Annotated in this window: 13 protein-coding genes; 7 read left to right on the forward strand and 6 right to left on the reverse strand. The window is 72.3% G+C overall.

Going from position 1 to position 20,840, the window contains the following annotated elements; all coding sequences use genetic code 11:
• Positions 1–387: 387 nt before the first annotated feature.
• The 5 genes from VFE05_13505 to VFE05_13525 all read left to right on the forward strand — a co-directional run bounded on the left by VFE05_13505 (position 388) and on the right by VFE05_13525 (position 12,011).
• Positions 388–1,158 (forward strand): carboxypeptidase regulatory-like domain-containing protein, encoded by a 771-nt coding sequence (locus VFE05_13505; protein HET6231084.1) that lies wholly within the window; start codon positions 388–390, stop codon positions 1,156–1,158.
• A gap of 165 nt (positions 1,159–1,323) precedes the next feature.
• Positions 1,324–3,882: a carboxypeptidase-like regulatory domain-containing protein gene (locus VFE05_13510; protein ID HET6231085.1), complete on the forward strand. Its 2,559-nt coding sequence runs from the start codon at positions 1,324–1,326 to the stop codon at positions 3,880–3,882.
• A gap of 274 nt (positions 3,883–4,156) precedes the next feature.
• Positions 4,157–6,655 carry a carboxypeptidase regulatory-like domain-containing protein gene (locus VFE05_13515; protein ID HET6231086.1) on the forward strand — a complete coding sequence of 833 codons (2,499 nt, stop codon included), beginning with the start codon at positions 4,157–4,159 and terminating at the stop codon, positions 6,653–6,655.
• Between the two features lie 312 nt (positions 6,656–6,967).
• Complete coding sequence (locus VFE05_13520; GenBank protein ID HET6231087.1) at positions 6,968–9,457, forward strand: carboxypeptidase regulatory-like domain-containing protein; 2,490 nt, start codon at positions 6,968–6,970, stop codon at positions 9,455–9,457.
• 397 nt (positions 9,458–9,854) lie between these two features.
• The gene (locus VFE05_13525) at positions 9,855–12,011 is read left to right on the forward strand and encodes an EAL domain-containing protein (protein HET6231088.1); all 2,157 of its coding nucleotides are present in this window, start codon (positions 9,855–9,857) and stop codon (positions 12,009–12,011) included.
• Between the two features lie 537 nt (positions 12,012–12,548).
• Here VFE05_13525 and VFE05_13530 read toward each other — a convergent pair.
• From VFE05_13530 to hisZ, 5 genes are all read right to left on the reverse strand, one after another.
• Entirely contained in the window at positions 12,549–13,691 is a 1,143-nt protein-coding gene (locus VFE05_13530) for a type I restriction endonuclease (GenBank protein HET6231089.1), read from the reverse strand.
• Positions 13,692–14,068: 377 nt separating this feature from the next.
• A complete protein-coding gene (locus VFE05_13535) occupies positions 14,069–14,476 on the reverse strand; it encodes a hypothetical protein (protein HET6231090.1) in 408 nt (135 codons plus the stop codon).
• Entirely contained in the window at positions 14,473–15,816 is a 1,344-nt protein-coding gene (hisD, locus tag VFE05_13540) for a histidinol dehydrogenase (GenBank protein HET6231091.1), read from the reverse strand. Before hisD ends, VFE05_13535 begins: the two co-directional genes overlap by 4 nt.
• A complete protein-coding gene (hisG, locus tag VFE05_13545) occupies positions 15,810–16,850 on the reverse strand; it encodes an ATP phosphoribosyltransferase (GenBank protein HET6231092.1) in 1,041 nt (346 codons plus the stop codon). The genes hisD and hisG overlap by 7 nt, the downstream gene beginning before the upstream one ends.
• A complete protein-coding gene (gene hisZ / locus VFE05_13550) occupies positions 16,847–17,830 on the reverse strand; it encodes an ATP phosphoribosyltransferase regulatory subunit (GenBank protein HET6231093.1) in 984 nt (327 codons plus the stop codon). Before hisZ ends, hisG begins: the two co-directional genes overlap by 4 nt.
• A 413-nt stretch (positions 17,831–18,243) precedes the next feature.
• Between hisZ and VFE05_13555 the strand changes: the two genes are divergently transcribed.
• Positions 18,244–18,948: a hypothetical protein gene (locus VFE05_13555; protein ID HET6231094.1), complete on the forward strand. Its 705-nt coding sequence runs from the start codon at positions 18,244–18,246 to the stop codon at positions 18,946–18,948.
• A gap of 256 nt (positions 18,949–19,204) precedes the next feature.
• Positions 19,205–19,960, forward strand: a complete 756-nt coding sequence (locus tag VFE05_13560; GenBank protein ID HET6231095.1) for a M23 family metallopeptidase — start codon at positions 19,205–19,207, stop codon at positions 19,958–19,960.
• Between the two features lie 187 nt (positions 19,961–20,147).
• Here VFE05_13560 and VFE05_13565 read toward each other — a convergent pair.
• A partial coding sequence (locus VFE05_13565; GenBank protein ID HET6231096.1) for a vanadium-dependent haloperoxidase occupies positions 20,148–20,840 on the reverse strand: 693 nt, incomplete at its 5' end.

Here is a 20,840-nt window from a genome sequence, read left to right on the forward strand (position 1 = left end):
CGATGTCGTGCGATGCGGAGATCGCAGGCGCACGTCGAAGCAGGGTTGGACTGCTGAGCGAGAGCCGAGCTCGCGACCTTGGCCGCTAAGCACCTCCTCGTCAGCATCGCCCTAACACCAACGCCCGCAAGCAGTTCTCCCCTCTCCCGCTTGCGGGGGAGGGGCCGGGGGAGGGGGCACCTTTCCGCATGCGACACATCTCCGGTAAACGCGGAAGCGCTGAATGGCGAACCGCGCCCACACCGCCCCCCACGCACGTCCGGGCCTCTTCCGCGCGGCGGGTCAGACGGTGACACCGCCGTCCGTTTGCATGAGACGGGCGGCGCGGCACCTCCGCCGCTGTGGATCTCCGCTCGCCCGACCCGGTTCCATCGCACCCGAGGCCCCATGTCTTCTCGTTCCCGCATCTTCCTTCGCGCGCTCGTGCTGGCTCTCCCGGCGTTCGTGACGGCACAGGCGCTGGGGAGATGCGGGACGGCGCATGCCCAGGCGGCGGTGCTGCGCGGCGTGGTGTACGACAGCGGGCAGGCGAAACCGCTGGCACACGCGCGCATCTCGCTGATGGGCACGCAGTACGCGGCCGTCACGGACAGCGACGGGCGGTTCACCATGGAGGCGATGGACGGCCGGTACATGGTGAAGATGGAGCACCCGCGCCTGACGGAGCTGGCGTACCCGCTGCCGCCGCAGTTCGTGGAGCTGGAGCGCGGCGAGACGACCGACGTGCAGCTCGTCGTGCCCAGCCCGTGGGGCGTGGTCGCCATCGTCTGCCCGCCGGACAGCGACGGGCGCGTGGCGGGCGATACGACGGTGACCACGCTCGTGGGCGTGGTGCGCGACGCGGCGGGGCGGCCGGTGCCGGACGCGAAGGTGCGCGTGGCGTGGCGCCGCTGGGCCATCCTCAACCAGCAGAGCGTGCGCGGCGGGGACCACATCCCCGGCGTGGCCGCGCCGCCCGTGGTGGTGAAGCACGACGACGAGCACATCGAGGTCACCACCGGCGAGCTGGGCGCGTGGCGCGTCTGCGGCCTCCCACGCCAGGCGAACGTCATCGTGAGCGCCAGCGTGGACGGCCGGACCACGCAGGAGGAGCGGTTCTACATGCTGAGAGGCGAGGTGATGCACACCGCGCCGGAGCTGCGGATCGGACATCCGTGAGCGCTCCGGCGCGGACTCGTCGTCCGCGCCTGCTGCTCCTTTGGGCCGCTCGCGCGCGCGCCGTCAGACGGTGCCGCGGGGGCGCGTTGTGTGTTGGTGCCTTTCCGTAGATGCCTATCGAGCGGTCGTCCGAAACCCTGCCAACCTATCTTCCCCCCGTCCTCTATGCGCACACGCACCGTCCTCGCCGTGCTCCCCCTGCTCCTTGCGAGCGCCGCGCTGCACGCGCAGGCCGTGCGCGGCACCTTCGTGGACCATGACACGGGCGAGCCCGTGGCCGGCGGGCACGTGGTGCTGCGCGACCCGGCCGGCCGCGAGGCCGCCTCGGCCAACACGGGCGCGGACGGCACGTTCGAGATTCACGCGCCGGCCGCGGGCACGTACACGCTGCGGGGCGAGCGCATCGGCTTCGCGACCACGACGTCGGCCGCGCTGGCGCTGGGCCCGGGCGAGACGGTGCGATACCGGCTGGTGGGCGGCGCGGCCCGGGTGATGCTGGCCGCCATCACCGTCCAGGCCGCCGGCCAGCGCTGCGAGACCCGGCCGGGCGACGGGCAGCAGACGGGCGTGGTGTGGGGCGAAGCGAGAAAGGCGCTGGTCAACGCGCAGGCGACGGCCCAGGCGCGCCTCTACCAGTACACGGCCGAGCGCACGCGCCGCGAGCTGGAGCCGCACACGCGCGTGGTCCAGACCGCGCGGGTCGACACGATGCGGGGGATGAGCGGCAATCCGTTCGTCACCGTCCCGCACGAACGGCTGAGCCGCGAAGGCTACGTGGTGACCGACGGCGACTCGCTGGACTTCCGCGCGCCCGACGCGGCGGCCCTGCTCTCGGACGACTTCCTGGACCAGCACTGCTTCCGCCTCGTCGCGCCGCCCGCGGGGCACGAAGGGGAGATCGGACTGGCGTTCCAGCCCGTGCGCGACAGGCGGCTGCCGGACGTGGCCGGCACACTGTGGCTGGACCGGCAGACGGCGGAGCTGCGGCGGATGGAGTACGGCTACACCAACGCGCCGCTCCGCACGGCCGACGAGGCGGGCGGGGAGATGGATTTCCGCCGGCTGCCCAACGGGAGCTGGATCGTGAGCCGCTGGCGCATCCGCATGCCGCTGGTGACCGCCGCCGCGCCCGACGCGAAGCGCGCCGGAAGCTCGCCGCTGGACGTGGCCCGCGCTCCCGCGTACCGGCTGCTGGCGTACGCCGAGCAGGGCGGCGAGGTCACCGCCATCTACACCCGCAACGGCGCGCCCGTCTCCGTGACGGCGGGGGCGCAGCTCGCGGGCGTGGTCTTCGACAGCACGCTCGCGCTGCCCGTGCGCGGCGCCCGCGTGCGGCTGGAAGGAACGCAGTACACGGTGGATGCGGACTCTGCCGGCCGCTACGCCTTCCGCGACCTGCCGGACGGCGCGTATTCGGTGAGCTTCGCCAGCGCGCGGCTGGACTCGCTGCACTTCGCACCCGCACCCGTGCGCGTCTCGCTCACGCGCGGCGCGACGACGCGGCAGGACCTGGCGGTGCCGGGGATGCGGAGCGTGCTCGCCGCCGGCTGTGGCGACAGCGCATCCGCCGGAGGGATGCTCGTCGGCGTGGTTCGCGCGGACTCCGGCGGCGCTCCCGTCGTGGGTGCGCGCGTGACGGCGTCGTGGCAAGCGTCCGGCGGCGTGCCCACGGGCGAGCGGACCGCGTTGGCGGACTATCGCGGCGTCTACCGCATCTGCGGGGCGCCCGCGGACGTGCCCGTGGCGGTGCGGCTGGCGAGCGGCGGCACCGGCATCTCCGTCTCGGACCTGCGCCTCTCCGCCGGAAGCCCCATGCTGCGCGACTTCATCGTCCCCAGCCCGCTGATGGCGTCCGCGGTGCTCTCGAGCGCGACATCCACCGCATCCCCCATCCATGTCCGCGTATTGGGAGCGGACGGGCAGCCGGTCGCCGGCGCTACCGTGCGACTGGGCTCCGCGCTCGCGCCGCAGACGACGGACGCGCGCGGCGGGGCGACCTTCCCGCGAGTGGCGGCGGGCACGTATGCCGTGACGGTCGCGCACCCGCGCCTGGGAACGCGCACCGTGGCCGCCGTGCTGGGCGGCGACGGGCCGGAGATGGAGCTGCGGATGGGCGGCGCCGAGTCGTCGCTCGTCGCCGTCGTCCGCAGCCCGGTGCGGCTGGCCGCCATCCGCGCCACGGCGGCACGCGGCGGCCTGCAGCGGGTGGGCTACGAGGACCGGAAGAAGCAGGGCATCGGCTTCTTCATGGACGGCGACGCGCTGGAGCGGCACCACGGCGCGCCGCTCAGCACGGCCATGCGCGGGGTGCCCGGCGTGCGCGTGGTGCTGTGGAACCCGCCGTCGCTGCGCAACGTGAGCTTTCCGCCGGAGCACCGCATCCTCCCCAGCCGCGGCGCGTCGTTGGGCGTGCCGCTGGGCACCGGCGCGCAGCGCGACACCGCCGACCACCGCCACACCTCGGAGAGCGGGGCGGCGGAGGACATTCGGGGAGCGCAGTGCTTCCTGGCCGTGTTCCTGGACGGGGTGATGATCCAGGACGGCTCCCAGCGCGTGGGGCAGGACATCGACGCCAACATCCTGGACGACATCGCCGCCATCGAAGTGTACAGCGGCGCCAGCCGCGTCCCCCCGCAGTACCGCCTGTCGATGAACGGCTGCGGCGCGGTGCTGCTCTGGACCAAGGTGGACGACGCGCGGAACGACCGGACGGCGGCGAGGTAACGGCGAGGCCCCCTCCCCCAGCCCCTCCCCAAAACTGCCTGGGGGAGGGGAGCCAAATCACGGTGGAGGCGGGTTTTGCGCGTCTCGTGAGGGAATCCGGCCGCCGCGACTTGGCCCCGGACACTAGCTAAACCACACGCCTGCAAGCAGTTCTCCCCTCTCCCGCTTGCGGGGGAGGGGCCGGGGGAGGGGGCACCCTCCCCGCCGCGACGCCTCATCCGAAGCACGAACGATCCCGCCCGTCCAGCCCATTGCAGTCCCTGGAGATGTCCGCATGACGACCCGCCCCTACGTGCTCTGCATCGCCCTGCTCCTCGCTTCGCCCGCAGTGCTGCGCGCGCAGGTGGTGCGGGGCACGTTCGTGGACCACGACACGGGCGAGCCCATCCGCGGCGCGCACGTCACGCTCCGCGCGCCGGACGGTACGGCGGCGGCGTCCACCAACACCGACGCGGGCGGCGCATTCGAGGTGAAGGCGCCCGCGGCCGGCACGTACACGCTGCGCGGCGACCGCATCGGCTTCGCGCCCACGCTCTCCCCCGCCCTGTCGCTCTCGCCCGGCGAGACGGCCACGTTCCGCCTGGTGGGCAGCTCGCAGCGCGTGATGCTGGCCGCCATCACCGTGCAGGCCGGCGCCCGCTGCGAGACGCGCCCGGCCGAGGGGCGGCAGACGGCGACGCTGTGGGAGGAGGCGCGCAAGGCGCTGCTGAACGCGAAGGCCACCGCCCAGGCGCGGCTCTACCAGTACACGGCGCAGCGGGTGGACCGCAGGCTGGACCCGCGCACCGGCGCCGTGGTCTCCGCGAAGGTGGACACTACGCGGGGGATGAGCGGCAACCCGTACGTGAGCGTGCCGGGCGCGCGGCTCGCCGAGGAAGGCTACGTGGTCACCGACGGCGACACGCTGGACTTCCGCGCGCCCGACGCGGGCGCGCTGCTGTCTGACGAGTTTCTGGACCAGCACTGCTTCCGCGTCAAGGCGCCGCCCGCGGGCCAGGAGGCGCTCATCGGCCTGGCGTTCGAGCCGGTGCGCGACCGCAGGCTGCCGGACGTGCAGGGCACGCTGTGGATCGACCGGCAGACGGCGGAGCTGCGGAGGATGGAGTACGCGTACGCCAACGCGCCGCTGCGCACGGCCGACGAGGCGGGCGGGGAGATGGACTTCCGCCGGCTGCCCAGCGGGAGCTGGATCGTGAGCCGCTGGCGCATCCGCATGCCGCTCGTGACCCCCGCGCCGCCGGACGCCAAGCGCGCCGGGAGCACGCCGCTGGACGTGGCGCGCCTGCCGGCGTACCGGCTCATCGGCTACCAGGAGCAGGGCGGCGAGCTGACGGCCATCTACACCCGCGGCGGCGCGCCCGTCTCCGTCACGGCCGGCGCCCAGCTTGCCGGCGTCGTCTTCGACAGCACGCGCTCCGTGCCTCTCCGCGGCGCGAAGGTGCGCATCGACGGAACGCAGTACACGGCAGATGCGGACTCCGCCGGGCGCTTCACCTTCCGCGACCTGCCGGACGGCACGTTCAACGTCACCTTCTCCGGCCCGCGGCTGGACTCGCTCGGCTACGCGCCCCAGCCGGTGCGCGTGTCGCTGGCGCGGGGCGCGACCACGCGGCAGGACCTGGCGGTGCCCGGCATGGCGCGCGTCCTGGCCGCTGGCTGCGGCGACAGCGTGAACGTCGGCGCGGTCCTCGCCGGAAGCGTCCGCGCGGACTCCACCGGCGAGCCCGTCGTGGGCGCGCACGTCACCGCGGCGTGGGAGGCAGCGGGCGGCACGCCGGCCGGCGAGCGGATGGCCATCTCCGACTTCCGCGGCGTCTACCGGCTGTGCGGCGCGCCGTCCGGCGTCCCGGTCACCGTCCGCCTGGCGACGCAGGGGACCACGATGTCCGTCTCTGCCCTGCGGCTGGCGGCGGACCGGCCGTCGCTCCAGGACTTCCTCGTCCCCCGTCCGCTCCTCGCATCCGCCGCGCAGGCTCCCGCCCCGGCCGCGGGCATCCCGCTCCACGTCCGCGTGACCGCGGCGGAGACGGGGCAGCCGCTCTCCGGCGCGACGGTGCGGCTGGGCTCCGCGCTGGCGCCGCAGACGACGGATGCGCGGGGCGGGGCGACGTTCCCGCGCGTGGCCGCGGGCACGTATCTCGTCACGGTGGCGGACCCGCAGCTGGGCACGCGCACGGTGCCGGCGGTGATCGGCGCCGATGGGCCGGAGCTGGAGCTTCGCGTGCCGGCGGGCGGGGGCGCGTCGCTGCTGGCGGTGGTTCGCAGCCCCGTGCGCCTGGCCGCGCTGACCGCCCGCGCCGCCGTGCGGGGCACGCTGGCGCAGGTGGGCTTCGAGCAGCGCAAGCGGCTGGGCATCGGCAGCTTCATCTCGGGCGCGGACCTGGAGAGGCACGGCAACGCGCCGCTCAGCAGCATCTTCCGCTACATCCCCGGCGTGCGCGTGGTCGACTACTATCCGCCGTCGACGCTGCGGCGAGGCAGGCCCATGCTGGAGCACCGCATCCAGCCCACGCGCGGCGGCGGCGACGCGGCCGGCAACCCCGGCTGCTTCATGTCGGTGTTCATGGACGGCGTCCTCATCCTCGACGGTTCACCCGAAGAGGGGCACGACGTGGACGCCAACCTGCTCGCGAACATCAAGGCCGTCGAGGTCTACCGCAGCATGTCCGAGATCCCCACCCAGTTCCGCGGCACCCGCTCGCTCTGCGGCGTCGTCGTCCTCTGGACCAAGACCGGCGAAGACGACCGCGCCGCCGCCTCGGCCTCGCACTGACCGGGCGGGTGGTCGTTCCGGGAGAGGGACGTCGGATGCGCATCGGACGTCCATCGCGCCGCCCCCCAACGGCTGGATCACGCGGAGGCGCGAAGACGCGGAGAACACACCGCTCCTCCTGCTTTTCTCCGCGTCCTCCGCGTCTCCGCGTGAGGCCCGTTTTCGGTTTGATCGACGATGCGGGGATCGCCACGCTCGCATCTCCCGCATCTATGGAAACAAGTGGAGCAGGACGCGTCAGAATGCGGCCGGGCCGGCGCATTCAGTAGATGGAAGGGCTTCCCCTGGCAACATCCACAGCCGGAGCACCGCATGACCCCTCGCATCGCCACCCTCCTCGCGCTCCTGCTCCTCCTTCCCGCCGCCGCAGCAGCGCAGACGGTCTGCGGCACCTTCGTGGACCACGCCACCGGCGAGCCCGTGGCGGGCGGCCGCGTCGTCCTCCGGGACGCCGACGGGCACGAGGCGGCGTCCGGCCACACCGACGCGTCCGGCGCGTACGAGCTTCGGGCGGGCGCGGACGGCACGTACACGCTGCGGGGCGAGCGCATCGGCTTCGCGCCCACCACGTCGCCGCCGCTGTCGCTGGCCGCGGGGCGCGTCACCGAGTACCGGCTGGTGGCGGGCACCCAGCGCGTGATGCTGGACGCCATCACCGCCCGGTCCGAGGGCTCGCGCTGCGTGGTGCGGCCCGGAGCGGGCATGCAGGCCGCCGTGCTGTGGGAAGAGGCGCGCAAGGCGCTCCAGAACGCACGGGCCACCAGCGAGACCGGCACGTACCGCTACACCGCCCAGCACTTCCGCACCGAGCTGGACGCCCACACCCGCGTGGTGCGCCACGCCGTCATCGACACCCTCACCGGGCAGCACGGCGACCCGTTCGTCACCCTGCCCGTGGCCCGCCTCGCCGCCGAGGGCTACGTGCACTCCGCCGGCGACACGCTCATCTTCTACGCGCCCGACGCGGCTGCGCTGCTCTCGCCCACCTTCCTGGACCAGCACTGCTTCCGCCTCCAGGACCCGCCCCCCGGCCGCGAGGGGCAGATCGGCCTGGCGTTCGAGCCCACCCGCGAGCGGCGGCTGCCGGACGTGCGCGGCACGCTTTGGCTGGACCGGCGCACGGCCGAGCTGCGGAAGCTGGAGTACCAGTACACGGGCGTGGGCGTCCGCCGCCCGTCGGACGAGGCGGGCGGGTCGATGGAGTTCCGCCGGCTGCCCGCGGGGACGTGGATCATCAGCCGCTGGCGCATCCGCATGCCCGTGCTAACGGCCGAGCGGCTGAAGTTCAGCGAGCGCCACACCATCGGCGGCGAGGGGCTGCGGGAGCGCACCCGCACCGAGACGGTCGCCTTCCTGGCCGAGGACGGCGGCGAGGTGACCGCGCTCTTCACCCGCTTCGGGCAGCCCGTGGCGATGGAGGGCGGAGCGCGCGCGGCCGGCGCCCGCCTCTCCGGCACCGTCTTCGACAGCACCCGCGCCGCCCCGCTCGCCGGCGCCACCGTGCGCGCGGAAGGCACGGCGTACGCCGCCAGCACCGACGCCGCCGGGCGCTACGAGATGCCGGAGCTGCCGGACGGCACGTACTCGCTCACCTTCAGCGGCCCCCGGCTGGACACGCTTCGGTACGCGCCGCTCCCGGTGCGCGTGACCGTCGCCGGCAGGACGGCGGTGCGCCAGGATCTCGCGATTCCGTCCATGCCGCGACTGCTGGCCGTGGGCTGCGGCGACAGCGCGGCGATCGGCGGGACGCTCGTCGGCCTGGTCCGCGGCGACTCCGCCGCGCCGGTGGTGGGCGCGAGCGTCACCGCCACCTGGCCCGGCGGCGAGCGCGTGGCGGAGTCCGACTACCGCGGCATCTACCGGCTGTGCGGCGGCCCCGTCGGCGTTCCCCTCGGCCTGCGGATGACGGCGCAGGGCGTGTCGATGGCGGTGGCGGACGTGCGGCTGGCGCAGGGCGCGCCGGTGCAGCAGGACTTCGCGCTTCCGCCGCGGCTGGCGGCTACGGACGGAGCGTCCGGGCGGACGGCGGGCGCCGCGGGGCTGCCGCTGCACGGGCGCGTGGTCGCCTCCGCCACGGGCCGGCCGGTCGCCGGCGCCACGGTGCGGCTGGGCTCCGCGCTCGCGCCGCGCACCACCGACGCGGCGGGCGGCTTCGTCTTCCCCCGCGTTCCAGCAGGCACGTACGCCGTAACCGTGGCGCATTCGGACTTCGGGCAGCGGACGGTGACGGCGGCCATCGGCGACGACGGGCCGGAGCTGGAGCTGCGCCTGCCCGCCCGCGGCGACGGCGGCTCGCTGGTGGCCGTGCTCCGCAGCCCCGTGCGCCTGGCCGCCGTACACGCCACCGCGCGGCGCGGCAGCCTGGAGTCCGTGGGCTTCGTCGCGCGGCAGCGCCAGGGCGCGGGCGTCTTCATCACGCCCGAGAAGGTGGACCAGTACCGGGGCTCGCCGCTCAGCAGCCTTCTGCGCACCGTGCCGGGCGTCCGCGTCATCGAGTACCAGCCCCCGCCGCGCCGCATCAAGGCGTACACGCCGCCCAAGGAGCACCGCGTTCAGCCCACGCGCGGCGGCGAGGGAATGCGGCTGGGCTGCTTCATGTCCGTGTACCTGGACGGCGTGGAGGTGCAGAGCGGGTCCCCGTACGAGGGCAACGACATCGACGCCAACATCCTCACCGGCATCAAGGCCGTGGAGGTGTACCGCGGCCTCTCCGAGATCCCGCCGGAGTACCGCGGCTCGCGCTGCGGCGTGATCCTCCTCTGGAGCCGCGACGCCGAGGACCATTCCAGGCCCGTGAACTGACGCCTTCGCCTTTTCCGGAGATGTACGAGAGACGGGCTCCCCGCCACACGCGGAGAGCCCGTCGTTCATCCGCCCCGCCGGGCGATTCGGAAGATGCGGGGCCTCCTCCGATCTCCCGATTCCATCTCGGAAGAGGGACGATGATCGAAGGGAGGCGAGGTCCGATGGGGCACGGTCGCGGCCGGCCTCGATCGGAGGAGGCACATCATCCAACGCATGCTGGCGGGAAGGGATTCGATGAGCCGGCCTCATGCGAGCGCGCCGGAAGATGCGCGGCGCCGCGCCGGATCGCATGGGCGGATTGCGAGCGGGGGGCAGAAAGGTGTTGCGTCCACGCTCTCTAACGGGCAAATTGTTGGTCCTGCCCGCCCTTTCCCGAATCCGCCGACAAGCCCCCGTGCCCAAGCGCTCCACCGTGCAGTCACGCGCCGCCGGCGTAGGCGTCGCCGTGCCGCTCCTGCCCGCCTCGCCCGCCGACGCGGACCTGGCCGCCGCGCTCGACGCGGTGCCGCTGGGCCTGGTGCTCACGCGCGCCGACGGCACCGTGCGCGCCGTGAACCGCGGCTTCCGCGAGCTGTGGCCCGGCGCCCAGGCGGCCGAAGGCGACGGCATAGAGGTGCTGCTGCGCTCGCTCTCCGGCGCCGCGGCCGACGCGGGCGGCATGCTGCGCCGCGCCACCGAGATCTTCGCGCACCCCGAGGCGGGCACCAGCGACCGCGTGCGCCTGCGCGACGGCCGCATGCTGCGCTGCGAGTCGCGCCCGCAGCTGGCCGGCGGGCGGGTGGACGGACGCGTGTGGACCTTCACCGACGTCACCGCGGACGCCGCCGGCGGCTCCGAGCCCGGTGCGGCCGAGGAGCACGGGCTGGCGCTGTGGGGCGCGCGCGCCGCCTTCTGGGAGCTGGACCTGGACACCGACGCCGTGCGCGTCTCGCCCGAGGCCGCCGCGCTGCTCGGCTCCGCCGCGCCCGCGCCCGCCGAGGCGTTCGCCGCATGGCTGGAGCGACTGGCCCCGCGCAGCTGCGAGCCCGTGCGCGGCCAGATCCGCGCCCATGCCGACGGGCGCACGCCCGCCTTCGAGTGCACGCTGCGCCTGGACGGCGAGGCCGGCACCGTGCGGTGGATCGGCCTGCGCGCCACCGCCGTCCCCCGGCCGGAAGGCGTGGCCACCCGGCTGGTGGGCACGCTCAGCGACGTGACCGCCCGGCAGTGCGAGGAAGAGCGCCTGCGCCGTGGCGGCCTGCACGACGCCATGACCGACCTCGCCAACCGCACCCTGTTCGAGGAGCGTGTGCGCCAGTCCGTGCTGCGCTGCCGGCGGAACGGGGCGCGCCTGGCGGTGCTGGCGCTGGACTTCGACCGGCTCAAGGCGGTGAACGCGGCCATGGGCCACGCCGTGGGCGACGAGGTGCTGCGCACCGTAGCCGGCCGCCTCCGGCAGGTGCTGCGGGCCAGCGACACCGCCGCGCGCATGGGCGGCGACGAGTTCATGGTGCTGCTCGAGGACGTGCAGGACGCCGGCGACGCCATGCGCGTGGCCGGCCGCATCCAGGCCGAGGTCGCCGCCCCCGTGCGCGTACGCGAGTGGACCGTGACGCCCACCTTCTCCATCGGCATCGCCACCAACACGCCCGCCGGCATCGAGCCCGACGACCTCCTGCGCAACGCCGAGTCCGCCGCCTACCGCGCCAAGCGCCGCGGCCCCGGCCGCGTGGAGACCTTCGATCCGCAGATGCAGGCGCGGATGGCCACCCGGCTGCAGCTGGAGGCCGACCTTCGCCGCGCCATCGAGCACGACGAGCTGGCGCTGGCCTTCCAGCCCGTAGTCTCGCTCGCGAGCGGCGCGCTGGCGGGCTTCGAGGCGCTGGTGCGCTGGGAGCACCCGGAGCGCGGCACCCTGGCTCCGGACGAGTTCATCCCCCTGGCCGAGGAGACGGGCCTGATCGTGCCGCTGGGCGCCCGCGTGCTGCGCATGGCCTGCGCGCAGGTGGCCGAGTGGCAGCAGCGCTTCCCCGTCTTCCCGCCGCTCACGGTGTCCGTCAACGTCTCGGCCAAGCAGTTCGCCGCGCCCGGGCTGGTGGACGAGGTCGCGGCCGTGCTCGCGGAGACGGGCGTGCCCCCGGGCTGCGTGAACCTGGAGATCACCGAGAGCGTGCTGGCGCAGAACGTGGAGTCGGTCGCGCAGTCGCTCAAGGGCCTGCGCGACCTGGGCGTGCGCATCTCCATGGACGACTTCGGGACCGGGTACTCGTCGCTCAGCTACCTGCACCAGTTCCCCATCGACACGCTCAAGATCGACCGCTCGTTCGTGAGCCGCCTGGGCCCGCGCTCGCGCGCCGCCACCATCGTGGGCAGCATCGTGGCGCTGGCCAACAGCCTGGGCATCAACACCGTCGCCGAGGGCGTGGAGACGCCCGAGCAGCGCGAGCAGCTTCTCAAGTACGGCTGCGTGCTGGGCCAGGGCTTCCTCTTCGCCCGCCCCCTCGCCCCCTCCGATGCCGCCGGCTGGATCTACCGCTGGCTCATCGCCGGCGCCTCCGCCCCGCAGCTCTGACGCGAAGAACGTTCGCCGCCCTCGCGCAGACGTTTACACCGCAAGATGGACAGAGACGTCGCAATCCGTTGTCGAGCGGCACATTAGATGCTTGGTGCAATCGGCTGCAGGGGTGGCATCGAACCCTCGTTTATTGAGGACCTATGGTAGATTGGTGGAATACGTTCTTCGTGAACGTAGCATCCTCGCTGGTTTCCAGGATGGCGGAAGGCGGTTACCGCGCCCTTCGCCGCTATTGGGATGAAAAAAAATTTTGGCTACAGGTATTCTACCGTTTAAAAAGGTCGCTTACCTTGACAACATAAGAATCACATGGGAACCGTTGGAAAGCGTCTTAATCCTTAATCGAAATCGTCTGTTGAACCGCTGAGTTCGTAAGAAGAACACACCTTCAATTCACGGATTGTATTCACGCTTCAGTAGGTATATGAGCGTTCGCGGCGATAGCTTCAGGTCGCCGGCAGAGTCTCGAAGCAGCAACAGGCTCCCAGCGCTTCCGCCGGGAGCCTGCTTCGTGTAGGAAACCTTCGCGCCGGCTCACCCGAGCTCTTCCACGCGCTTCTGGAAGGCGGCGAGCAGGGCCTGGTCGATCTCGCGGAGATCGTCGGTGTTGATCGTGGTGTCCTGCGTGAGGAACTCGAAGCGGTACTTGGGCGCGGTGCCCTCGCGAAAGTTGAAGAGCTTCCCTTTCCGCTCCTGCTTGTAGTAGACCGAGAACACCGTCTTGTAGTCCATCGGCCGAAGGTGTGCGAGCTTGCCGTACATCTCCTCGTCCGGGCCGATGAGGAACGGAAGGCGGACGCGGACGTAGTCGTAGACCGCCAACTCCGTCTCCGTAGTCACCACGCCCGCGTCGTTGCCGTTCATCACCACGGGCGGCATCTCGGGCTGCGGAATCTCGGGAACCACCTGCGTCTGCTGCTCGGGGCGCAGGCGCACGACGTCTTCGCGGTCGGCGAAACCCACACGCTCCAGGATCTTCTTGTCCAGCACCTGCTGGATGGCCGCCGTGACGATGGGAAAATGCTCCTCCACCAGCCGCGTGGTGCGCCGTCCGTCGATGTTCGCGAGGTCCATCAGCACGCGCACCAGCCGCTCGTCGGGCTTCTCGAAGTTCCGCCGGAGCGCGTCGACGTACGCGGCCATGTAGATCTTCCGCTTCGCGTCGGCGCCGACGTCGGCCGGGTCGAAGGTGCCGCGGCGCAGCTTCAGAAGCGCGTCCAGCGCCTGCTCGGCCACCTGGTCGCGCGCGATCTCGGAGAGGTCGATGACGACGAACGGCTCGTCGTCCATCATGTTCTCGAGGTTCGTGTCGGTGAAGAGCTGGTACACCAGGCCGTCCGTCAGCACGCCCAGCTTCACCGTGGGCACCGCGTTGAAGTAGCCCTTCAGCTCACCGCGGTTCGCATCCACCAGCGTGCCGACCTTCTTGCACTCCACCGCGATCACCGGGTCCTTGTTCAGGCAGATCGCGTAGTCGACCCGGTTCTTGAACTTGTCCGAGAACGACGCGTGGGCCTCGGGGATGATCTCGTCCGGGTCCAGCGGGTCGTACCCGAGAAGCTGGAAGAACGGGAGGATGAGGTACTGCTGCGTCGCCGCCTCGCTGAACGCCCTCCCGGCCCGTTCCAGCGCGGTCAGTGCGTGCGCGTTGAGCCGCGCCCGGAATTCTTCGCTCATCGTGGCCGTGGTGTAGGAGGGCTCGCGCAGATCGCCGAGACGGCGGCGACCAGAACACTTGTCGGCCGCCAGCGTACGATTTCACCCGCCACGCTCCCGCGACACGTGTTAATCCGATCCAACGACGAAACAGGCTCCCAGCATCATGCCGGGAGCCTGCTTCTTATTGAGACCGAATGCTCATGCAGAACACGTCCCCCGCAGCTTCGAGGTCGATCACCCGAACCAAGCCCCGAATGCCCCCTAACGCACCATCCCCCAAGCAGTTCTCCCCTCTCCCGCTTGCGGGGGAGGGGCCGGGGGAGGGGGCACCTTTCCGCCGCGACACCCTCCCCGCAACCGCTTCACATCCCCGAAACCGCACCGACCAGCCGCCGCTAGTTCACCGCCCCAGGGTTCTCGATCAGGTGCAGCCAGGTGAGGCTGGTCTGCGTCTCCAGAGCCTTCAGCGAGAATTCGTAGGCGCCGGGAACGGGGAAGACCACGCCGTTCAGCTCCATCACCACGCGCGTCTGCGGCGGGCCGGCGAAGGCGGGGCCGTCGGACACCGTGCTCTGGCCGTTGATGGTGCCCACCGGGCTCCCCGACGGGTCCAGCAGGTCGATGGCGAAGGGGATGTCGCCGCGCTCGCCCTCGGCCCACTCCATCACCACGATGAGCGTCATGGTGTCCTGCTGCGCCGGGAAGCCGGGCGCGTACAGCTGCGTGAACACGCCGTGCACGTCCAGCCGGCCGTCCTGCCGCTCGTTGGCGTTCTCGCACAGCATCGAATAGAGGACCTTCACGTCGTCTCCGGGTTCGGGATGGTGGAATCTGGGGAATCGCCCGCCGTCCAGCCCAGGCGCACGCGCACCGCCTCGGCGTGGCCGAACAGGCCCTCGGCCTCGGCCAGGCGCACCACGTGGGGCGCGTCGCGGCGCAGGCGGGCCTCGCTGAGGCCGATCAGGCTGGTGCGCTTCAGGAAGTCGTACACGCCCAGCGGCGAGGCGAAGCGCGCGCTGCCGCCGGTGGGCAGCACGTGGTTGGGCCCCGCGAAGTAGTCGCCCATGGGCTCGGGCGAGTGGCTGCCCAGGAAGATGGCGCCCGCGTTGCGGATGCGCCCCGCCAGCGCCAGCGGCTCGGCCACCAGCAGCTCCAGGTGCTCCGGCGCGCGCAGGTCCGCCGCCGCCGCGGCTGCGTCCAGGTCCGGCACGATCACGATGGCGCCGTTGGCCTCCAGGGCGGCCCGCGCCACGTCGCGCCGCGGGTTGCGGGCGAGCAGCCGCTCGATCTCCCACGGCACCGTCTCCGCCAGCTCGGGCGAGGGGGTGACCAGCCAGGCGATGGCGTCCGGGTCGTGCTCCGCCTGGCCGATGAGGTCCGCGGCCACGTGCACCGGGTCGGCGGTATCGTCGGCGATCACCAGGATCTCGCTGGGCCCGGCCACCATGTCGATGTCCACGCGCCCGAACACCTGCCGCTTCGCCTCGGCCACCCACTTGTTGCCGGGGCCAACGATCTTGTCCACCCGCTCGATGCTCTGCGTGCCGAACGCCAGCGCCGCCACCGCCTGCGCCCCGCCGATGCGGATCACTTCGGTTACGCCGGCCACGTACGCCGCCGCCAGCACCACGGGCACGATCTCGCCGCGCGGCGTGGGCGTGACCATCACGATCTCGTCCACCCCCGCGACCGAGGCGGGGATCGCGTTCATCAGCACGGAAGACGGGTAGGCCGCACGCCCGCCGGGCACGTAGATGCCCACGCGGCGCAGCGGCATCACGCGCTGGCCCAGCAGCGAACCGTCCGCGTGCAGGTCCGTGAAGCCGTGCTCGCGCTGGCGCTCGTGGAAGTCGCGGATGCTGGCCGCCGCCGCCCGCAGCGAATCCAGCAGCGCGGGGGCGATCGATGTTGCCGCGGCCGCGAGCTCGTCCTCGCCGATGCGGAGGTCGGCCATGCGCTCCACGTCCACGCCGTCGTACAGGCGCGTGTACTCCTCCACCGCCGCGTCGCCGCGCTCCGCCACGTTGCGCAGGATGTGCGCGACCGCCTCCCGCAGCTCCGGATCGTCCGTCGACGCCTCTGCCGCCATCGCCCGCAGCTCGTCGAACGGCGGCGCGCACCGCAGCGTACGAATCGTCAGCACCGCTGCCCGCCTCTCGCCCGGGATGCACGTTCGGACGCGCCGTCCGTCCTCCCCGCATCCCCGGTGTCGTGTTCGGTAGATGTGGATCCGCCAGATGCGGATTCCGCAGATCCAGCCCGGCTCGCATCCACCTCGCCCGAACCTCTCTCCGCCGATGCGAAACGTCCCGCGCCCCCATCCCCCGACGCCGGTCCGGCAGATGCAGACTGCGGCGCATCAACATCTCCCGAAGTGCGTTCGGTAGATGCGGAACGCCGCGCATCCCGCTCGCCCGACGCGTTCTCGGCGGATGCGACTTCTTGCGACGACAGCGCGGACGCGGGCAGATGCGCATCTTCCGATTGCCCGCCGTTGGTAGAGGCCGAAGACGCGGCGGAATCTGCGGATGCGGCGGCTTCGACGGCGGCGGCGAGCTGCCCGATGAGGCGCTGGTGCTCCTCCAGCCGCAGCTTGTGGCTGGCGCGGTTCACGATGAGCCGCGCGGACGAGGCGGAGACCTCTTCGACCACGACCAGGCCGTTCTCGGCCAGCGTGCGGCCCGTCTGCACCAGGTCCACGATCCAGTGCGCCAGCCCCAGCAGCGGCGCGATCTCTACCGATCCGGAGATGTGGATCAGCTCCACCTGCATGCCCTTGCGCGCGAAGAAGGCGCGGGCCGATTCCACGTACTTCGTCGCCACGCGCGGCGTCTCACCGCCGGGCAGGTGCGGGTACGGCGCGCCCGCGGGAGCAGCCACGGCCAGCCCGCACGGCCCGAAGCGCAGGTCCAGCGGGCGCAGCACGTCCGGCCCGCGTTCCACCAGCACGTCCAGCCCCACCACGCCCGCGTCGGCCACGCCGGACTCCACGTACACCGGCACGTCGATGTTCTTCACCGGCAGGAACTCGAACCGCCCGTCGATGGACGGCAGGATCAGGCGCCGCGACTCGCGCACCGCCGGGTCGATGGTCGATTCCAGCGCGGCGAACAGGCGCAGCGCCTCGTCCATCATCCGCCCCTTCGGCAGGGCGATTCGCAGCGGGCCGCGGCTCACGCCTCACCGTCCGCGAGCAGGTCGGCCAGCGCGTCCGTCTCCAGCGCGAAGCCCACGGCCGGGCGGTCCGCGCCGTACAGCGCCAGCAGCGCGTCGTACCGCCCGCCGAAGCCCACCGCGCGGCCTACGCCCGCCACGAACACCTCGAACTGGATGCCCGTGTAGTAGCCCAGCCCGCGGATCTCGCCCAGGTCGTACACCACGTGCTCGCGCTCCTCGGGCGTGAGCAGCGCGTCCACGGCCCGCAGCCGCTCGATCGCCTCCTCAGCCTCGCCGCCGGACGCGAGCGACCGCGCCCGCAGCAGCACCTCGCCGCGGCCGATCAGCTCCGGCAGCTCCACCAGCGCGCGCGCCACGGCCGCGGGCGCGCCCAGCCGCCGTGCGCCATCCGCTAGCGCCGCGCGGTCGCGCAGGTCGATGGCCGTGCGCAGCGCCTCCGCCGCCTCGGGGTTAAGCCCTGCCAGCAGCGGCCGCACGAAGCGGATGTCGCCCAGGTTGATCTGGAAGTCGCGGATGCTCAGCGCCTTGAGCGTGCCGATGGCCATCCGCAGCATCTCCACGTCCGCCTCGGGCCCCGGCGCGCCGATCAGCTCCGCGCCGAGCTGGAAGAGCTCGCGCCGCCGCCCGCCGCCCTCGGCCTCCTGCCGGTACACCTTCCCCGCGTAGCACAGCCGCAGCGGCAGCGGCGCCCCCGCGAGCCGCGTCGCCACCACGCGCGCGATGGCGCTGGTGAAGTCCGCCCGCAGCGCCACGAGCCGCCCGTCGCGGTCCACGAAGCGGATGAGGCGCGCGCCCAGGCCGGGACCGGCGCTGCGCGTGAACACCTCTTCGTACTCGAACGTGGGCGGGATCACCTCGTCGTATCCATGCCCTTCCGCCAGGGCGAACCACGCGGCCTGCACGCGGCGGCGGCGGCGTACGTCCCCCGCCAGCAGGTCCTGCGACCCGGGCGGCACGAGCGACAAAGGGCTGGTCGGCATGGGCGGGAAGATACCGGCAACCCTCGCAGGGGGGCAACGGCGGGCCCCCTCCCCGGGCTCGCCTAGGCTCGCCCGACCCTCCCCCAAAACTGCCTGGGGGAGGGTAAGATGGCATCTCCGCGATCCCGCACCTGCCGAGCAGGCGGGGGTGGGTCCAACCTTGCCCGCCGTGAGGCTACCGCGCACAATTCCGCCGTGCAGAACGGTGCGGCCACTCGCACGGCGATGCAGTTGTAGAGGTGCGATTTATCGCATCCGGAACGCCTCGCCCGCGACCGACTTGTCGTCCCGCGCTCGTGCCGGACGACGACTCTCTATAGATGCAACGGCTTCGGGCATCTTCGGGCGACTCAGTCCGCCTCGAGAACGACTCACCTCATCCGACAAGGCAGGCGCAGATCACACGCGAACCCGTGGTGCTGAGCTGGAGCGGAGGGAAGGACAGCGCGCTCGCACTCGCCCGGCTGCTGGACGACGATGCGCTGCAGGTCGTTGGCCTGCTGACGACGGTGACGGCGGGGTACGACCGCGTGAGCATCCACGGCGTGCGGCGTACGCTGCTGCACGCCCAGGCGGATGCACTCGGCCTGCCGCTTCACAAGGCGACGCTCCAGCCCGCCAGCTCCAACGCCGCCTACGAGTTCGCCATGGCCGACGCCCTCGCCGAGGTCCGCCGCCGCACGCCCGAAGTCCGCCGCCTCGCCTTCGGCGACATCTTCCTGGCCGACGTGCGGGAGTACCGGGAGAAGCTGGTGGATACGCTCGGCTTCGGTGCGATCTTCCCGCTATGGGACGAGCCCTCGCGCGCCCTGGCGGACGAGGTGCTGGCGTGCGGGATCGCGGCGCGCCTCGTGTGCGTGGACACGCACGCGCTCTCGGCCGCGTTGGCGGGCCGCGTGTACGACCGAGCCCTCCTCGCCGACCTCCCGGCCGACGCGGACCCGTGCGGCGAGCGCGGCGAGTTCCACACATTCGTCTCCGACGGCCCCGGCTTCCGCGCGCCCGTTGCCTACACCGTCGGCGAGACCGTCCTGCGCGAGAACCGCTTCGCCTACTGCGATCTGCTGCCCGTCGGCGCCCGAGAAGTTGCCGCGCCGCCGGAGTCCGCCACCTCGTAGCTTACCCGCTCCGGTGTGCTTCGCGTCCAAGACGTCTTCCTCGGCCGAATGAGATTGCGGGTTGCATCGAATCCTCGGAAAGGGACGCGGGACCGCTCAGGACGCCGAGCACCTGGCGATCCCGACGTTCCGGGGTTTGCGGCAAGTGGTTGGCTCCCAGCGCGTTGCGGCGTTAGGTTGACTGTGGCCCTGCGCGTACGCGCCCGCGCCGGCCGGGAAGCTTTCCGGCGGTCATCCCGACGCGGGCGATGCCACGATGCGAATCTTCCGGACCCTGCTGGCGTTCATGGCCGGCGCCGTGTCCATGCTTGTGGCGCTGATCGCCACCGGCTGGGCCGCACCAGCCACCCTGCACCGGATGCAGGCAGTCGCGCTGCCGTCTGCGTTCTCGCCCGCCGCTGCTGTCGTCCCGTCCGCGCCAGCGCCGCCCGCCGCAGCCGCGTCAGCCGTGCAGGCGGCCGGGTCTCCCTCCGCGCCCCCGGCCGAGGTGCCGTTCGTGCGCGTGGCGCAGGCGGACCTGCCCACAGCGAAGATGCCGGTTGGCGCGCCGGCCGCCGCAGCGGCGCCCACGACCGTCGTGCCCGCGCTCCAGCGGCTCTTGATCCCCGTGCAGGGCGTGAAGGCGGCGAGCCTGGTGGACACGTACCAGCAGGCGCGCGGCCAGGGCCGGCGGCACGACGCCATCGACATCGTGGCCCCGCGTGGCACCCCCGTCCTCGCCTCGTCCGACGGAGTGGTGATGAAGCTGTTCGACAGCGTGCGCGGGGGCACCGCGCTGTACGAGCTGGCGCCCGACGGGCGCACCATCTACTACTACGCGCACCTGGACCGCTACGCGCCCGGCATGGCGGAGGGCCGCGCACTGCACCGCGGCGAGGTGCTGGGCTTCGTGGGCAACACGGGCGACGCGGGTCCGGGCAACTACCACCTCCACTTCGAGGTGTCGACCACGACAGACCCGCGCAAATACTGGGGCGGCGTACCGCAGAACCCCTATCCGCTGCTGCGGTAACGACGCGGGCTTCCGGCGTCGTCAGGACGCCGAGTATGCCGCGGATGCCGAGGATGCCGAGGATGTTCCAGACACCGGGGGTGCGGCCAATGAGCCGCACCCCCGATCCTCTTCACCTGCGGGTCATTACGGCGGTCCATCCACCGACCCGCATTCCATGCTCTTCATTTTCCGGCCCGGCGCGGCGTCAGTACACCCGCTCCACCACGCCGTCGTAGATGCGCACCTTCGTCCCGTCGAAGCGGGTGAAGGCGAAGAACGCGTCGTCCTCGTTGAAGCCGATGCTCTGTTCCTGGAGCAGCGCGATGGCGATCTGCTCGCCCAGCAGCAGCGACTCGGTGTGGTCACTGCGCCAGTGCACGCCGCCCGCGTTGCGGAAGAGCGAGATGTTGCTCGCCATCTTGTTGATCTCGCCGCCCAGCGTCATCGACGTCGAATCCGGGCCCAGGTACGGCACCAGCGTCGTGCCGGCGGAATTCGCCTGGAGCGGGTTCTTGATCGGGGTGTTCTCGTCGAAGAGCGCCTTGAGGATCGTCGCCATCGCGCCGGAGCCGGTGGCGTGGCCCGCGCCGTACGCGGGGTGGCACGGCGCGCCCTCGGGGAAAGCCTGCGGCAGCAGCGCGTTGGGGTAACGCTTCCCCGCCCCGAAGTACGCCGACAGCCCGCCGCTCTGGAGCGACGTGGTGATGCTGGAGTCGATGGGGTACGCGCGCGTGCCCGCCAGCTTCACGTACGTCCTCCCGCCGAACTCCTCCGGCCGCAGGCGCCGGTGCACGCCCCACTTCTGCCACCAGACCGCCCGCAGCGCGCGCCCCAGCACCTCCGGAATAAGCTGGAGGAAGTGCGGCGCGCCGAAGGTGGCGAATCCCTTCTGCGTCTT

It is taken from the genome of Longimicrobiaceae bacterium (assembly GCA_035696245.1).
In the GTDB taxonomy this organism is placed as follows: Bacteria; Gemmatimonadota; Gemmatimonadetes; order Longimicrobiales; family Longimicrobiaceae; genus DASRQW01.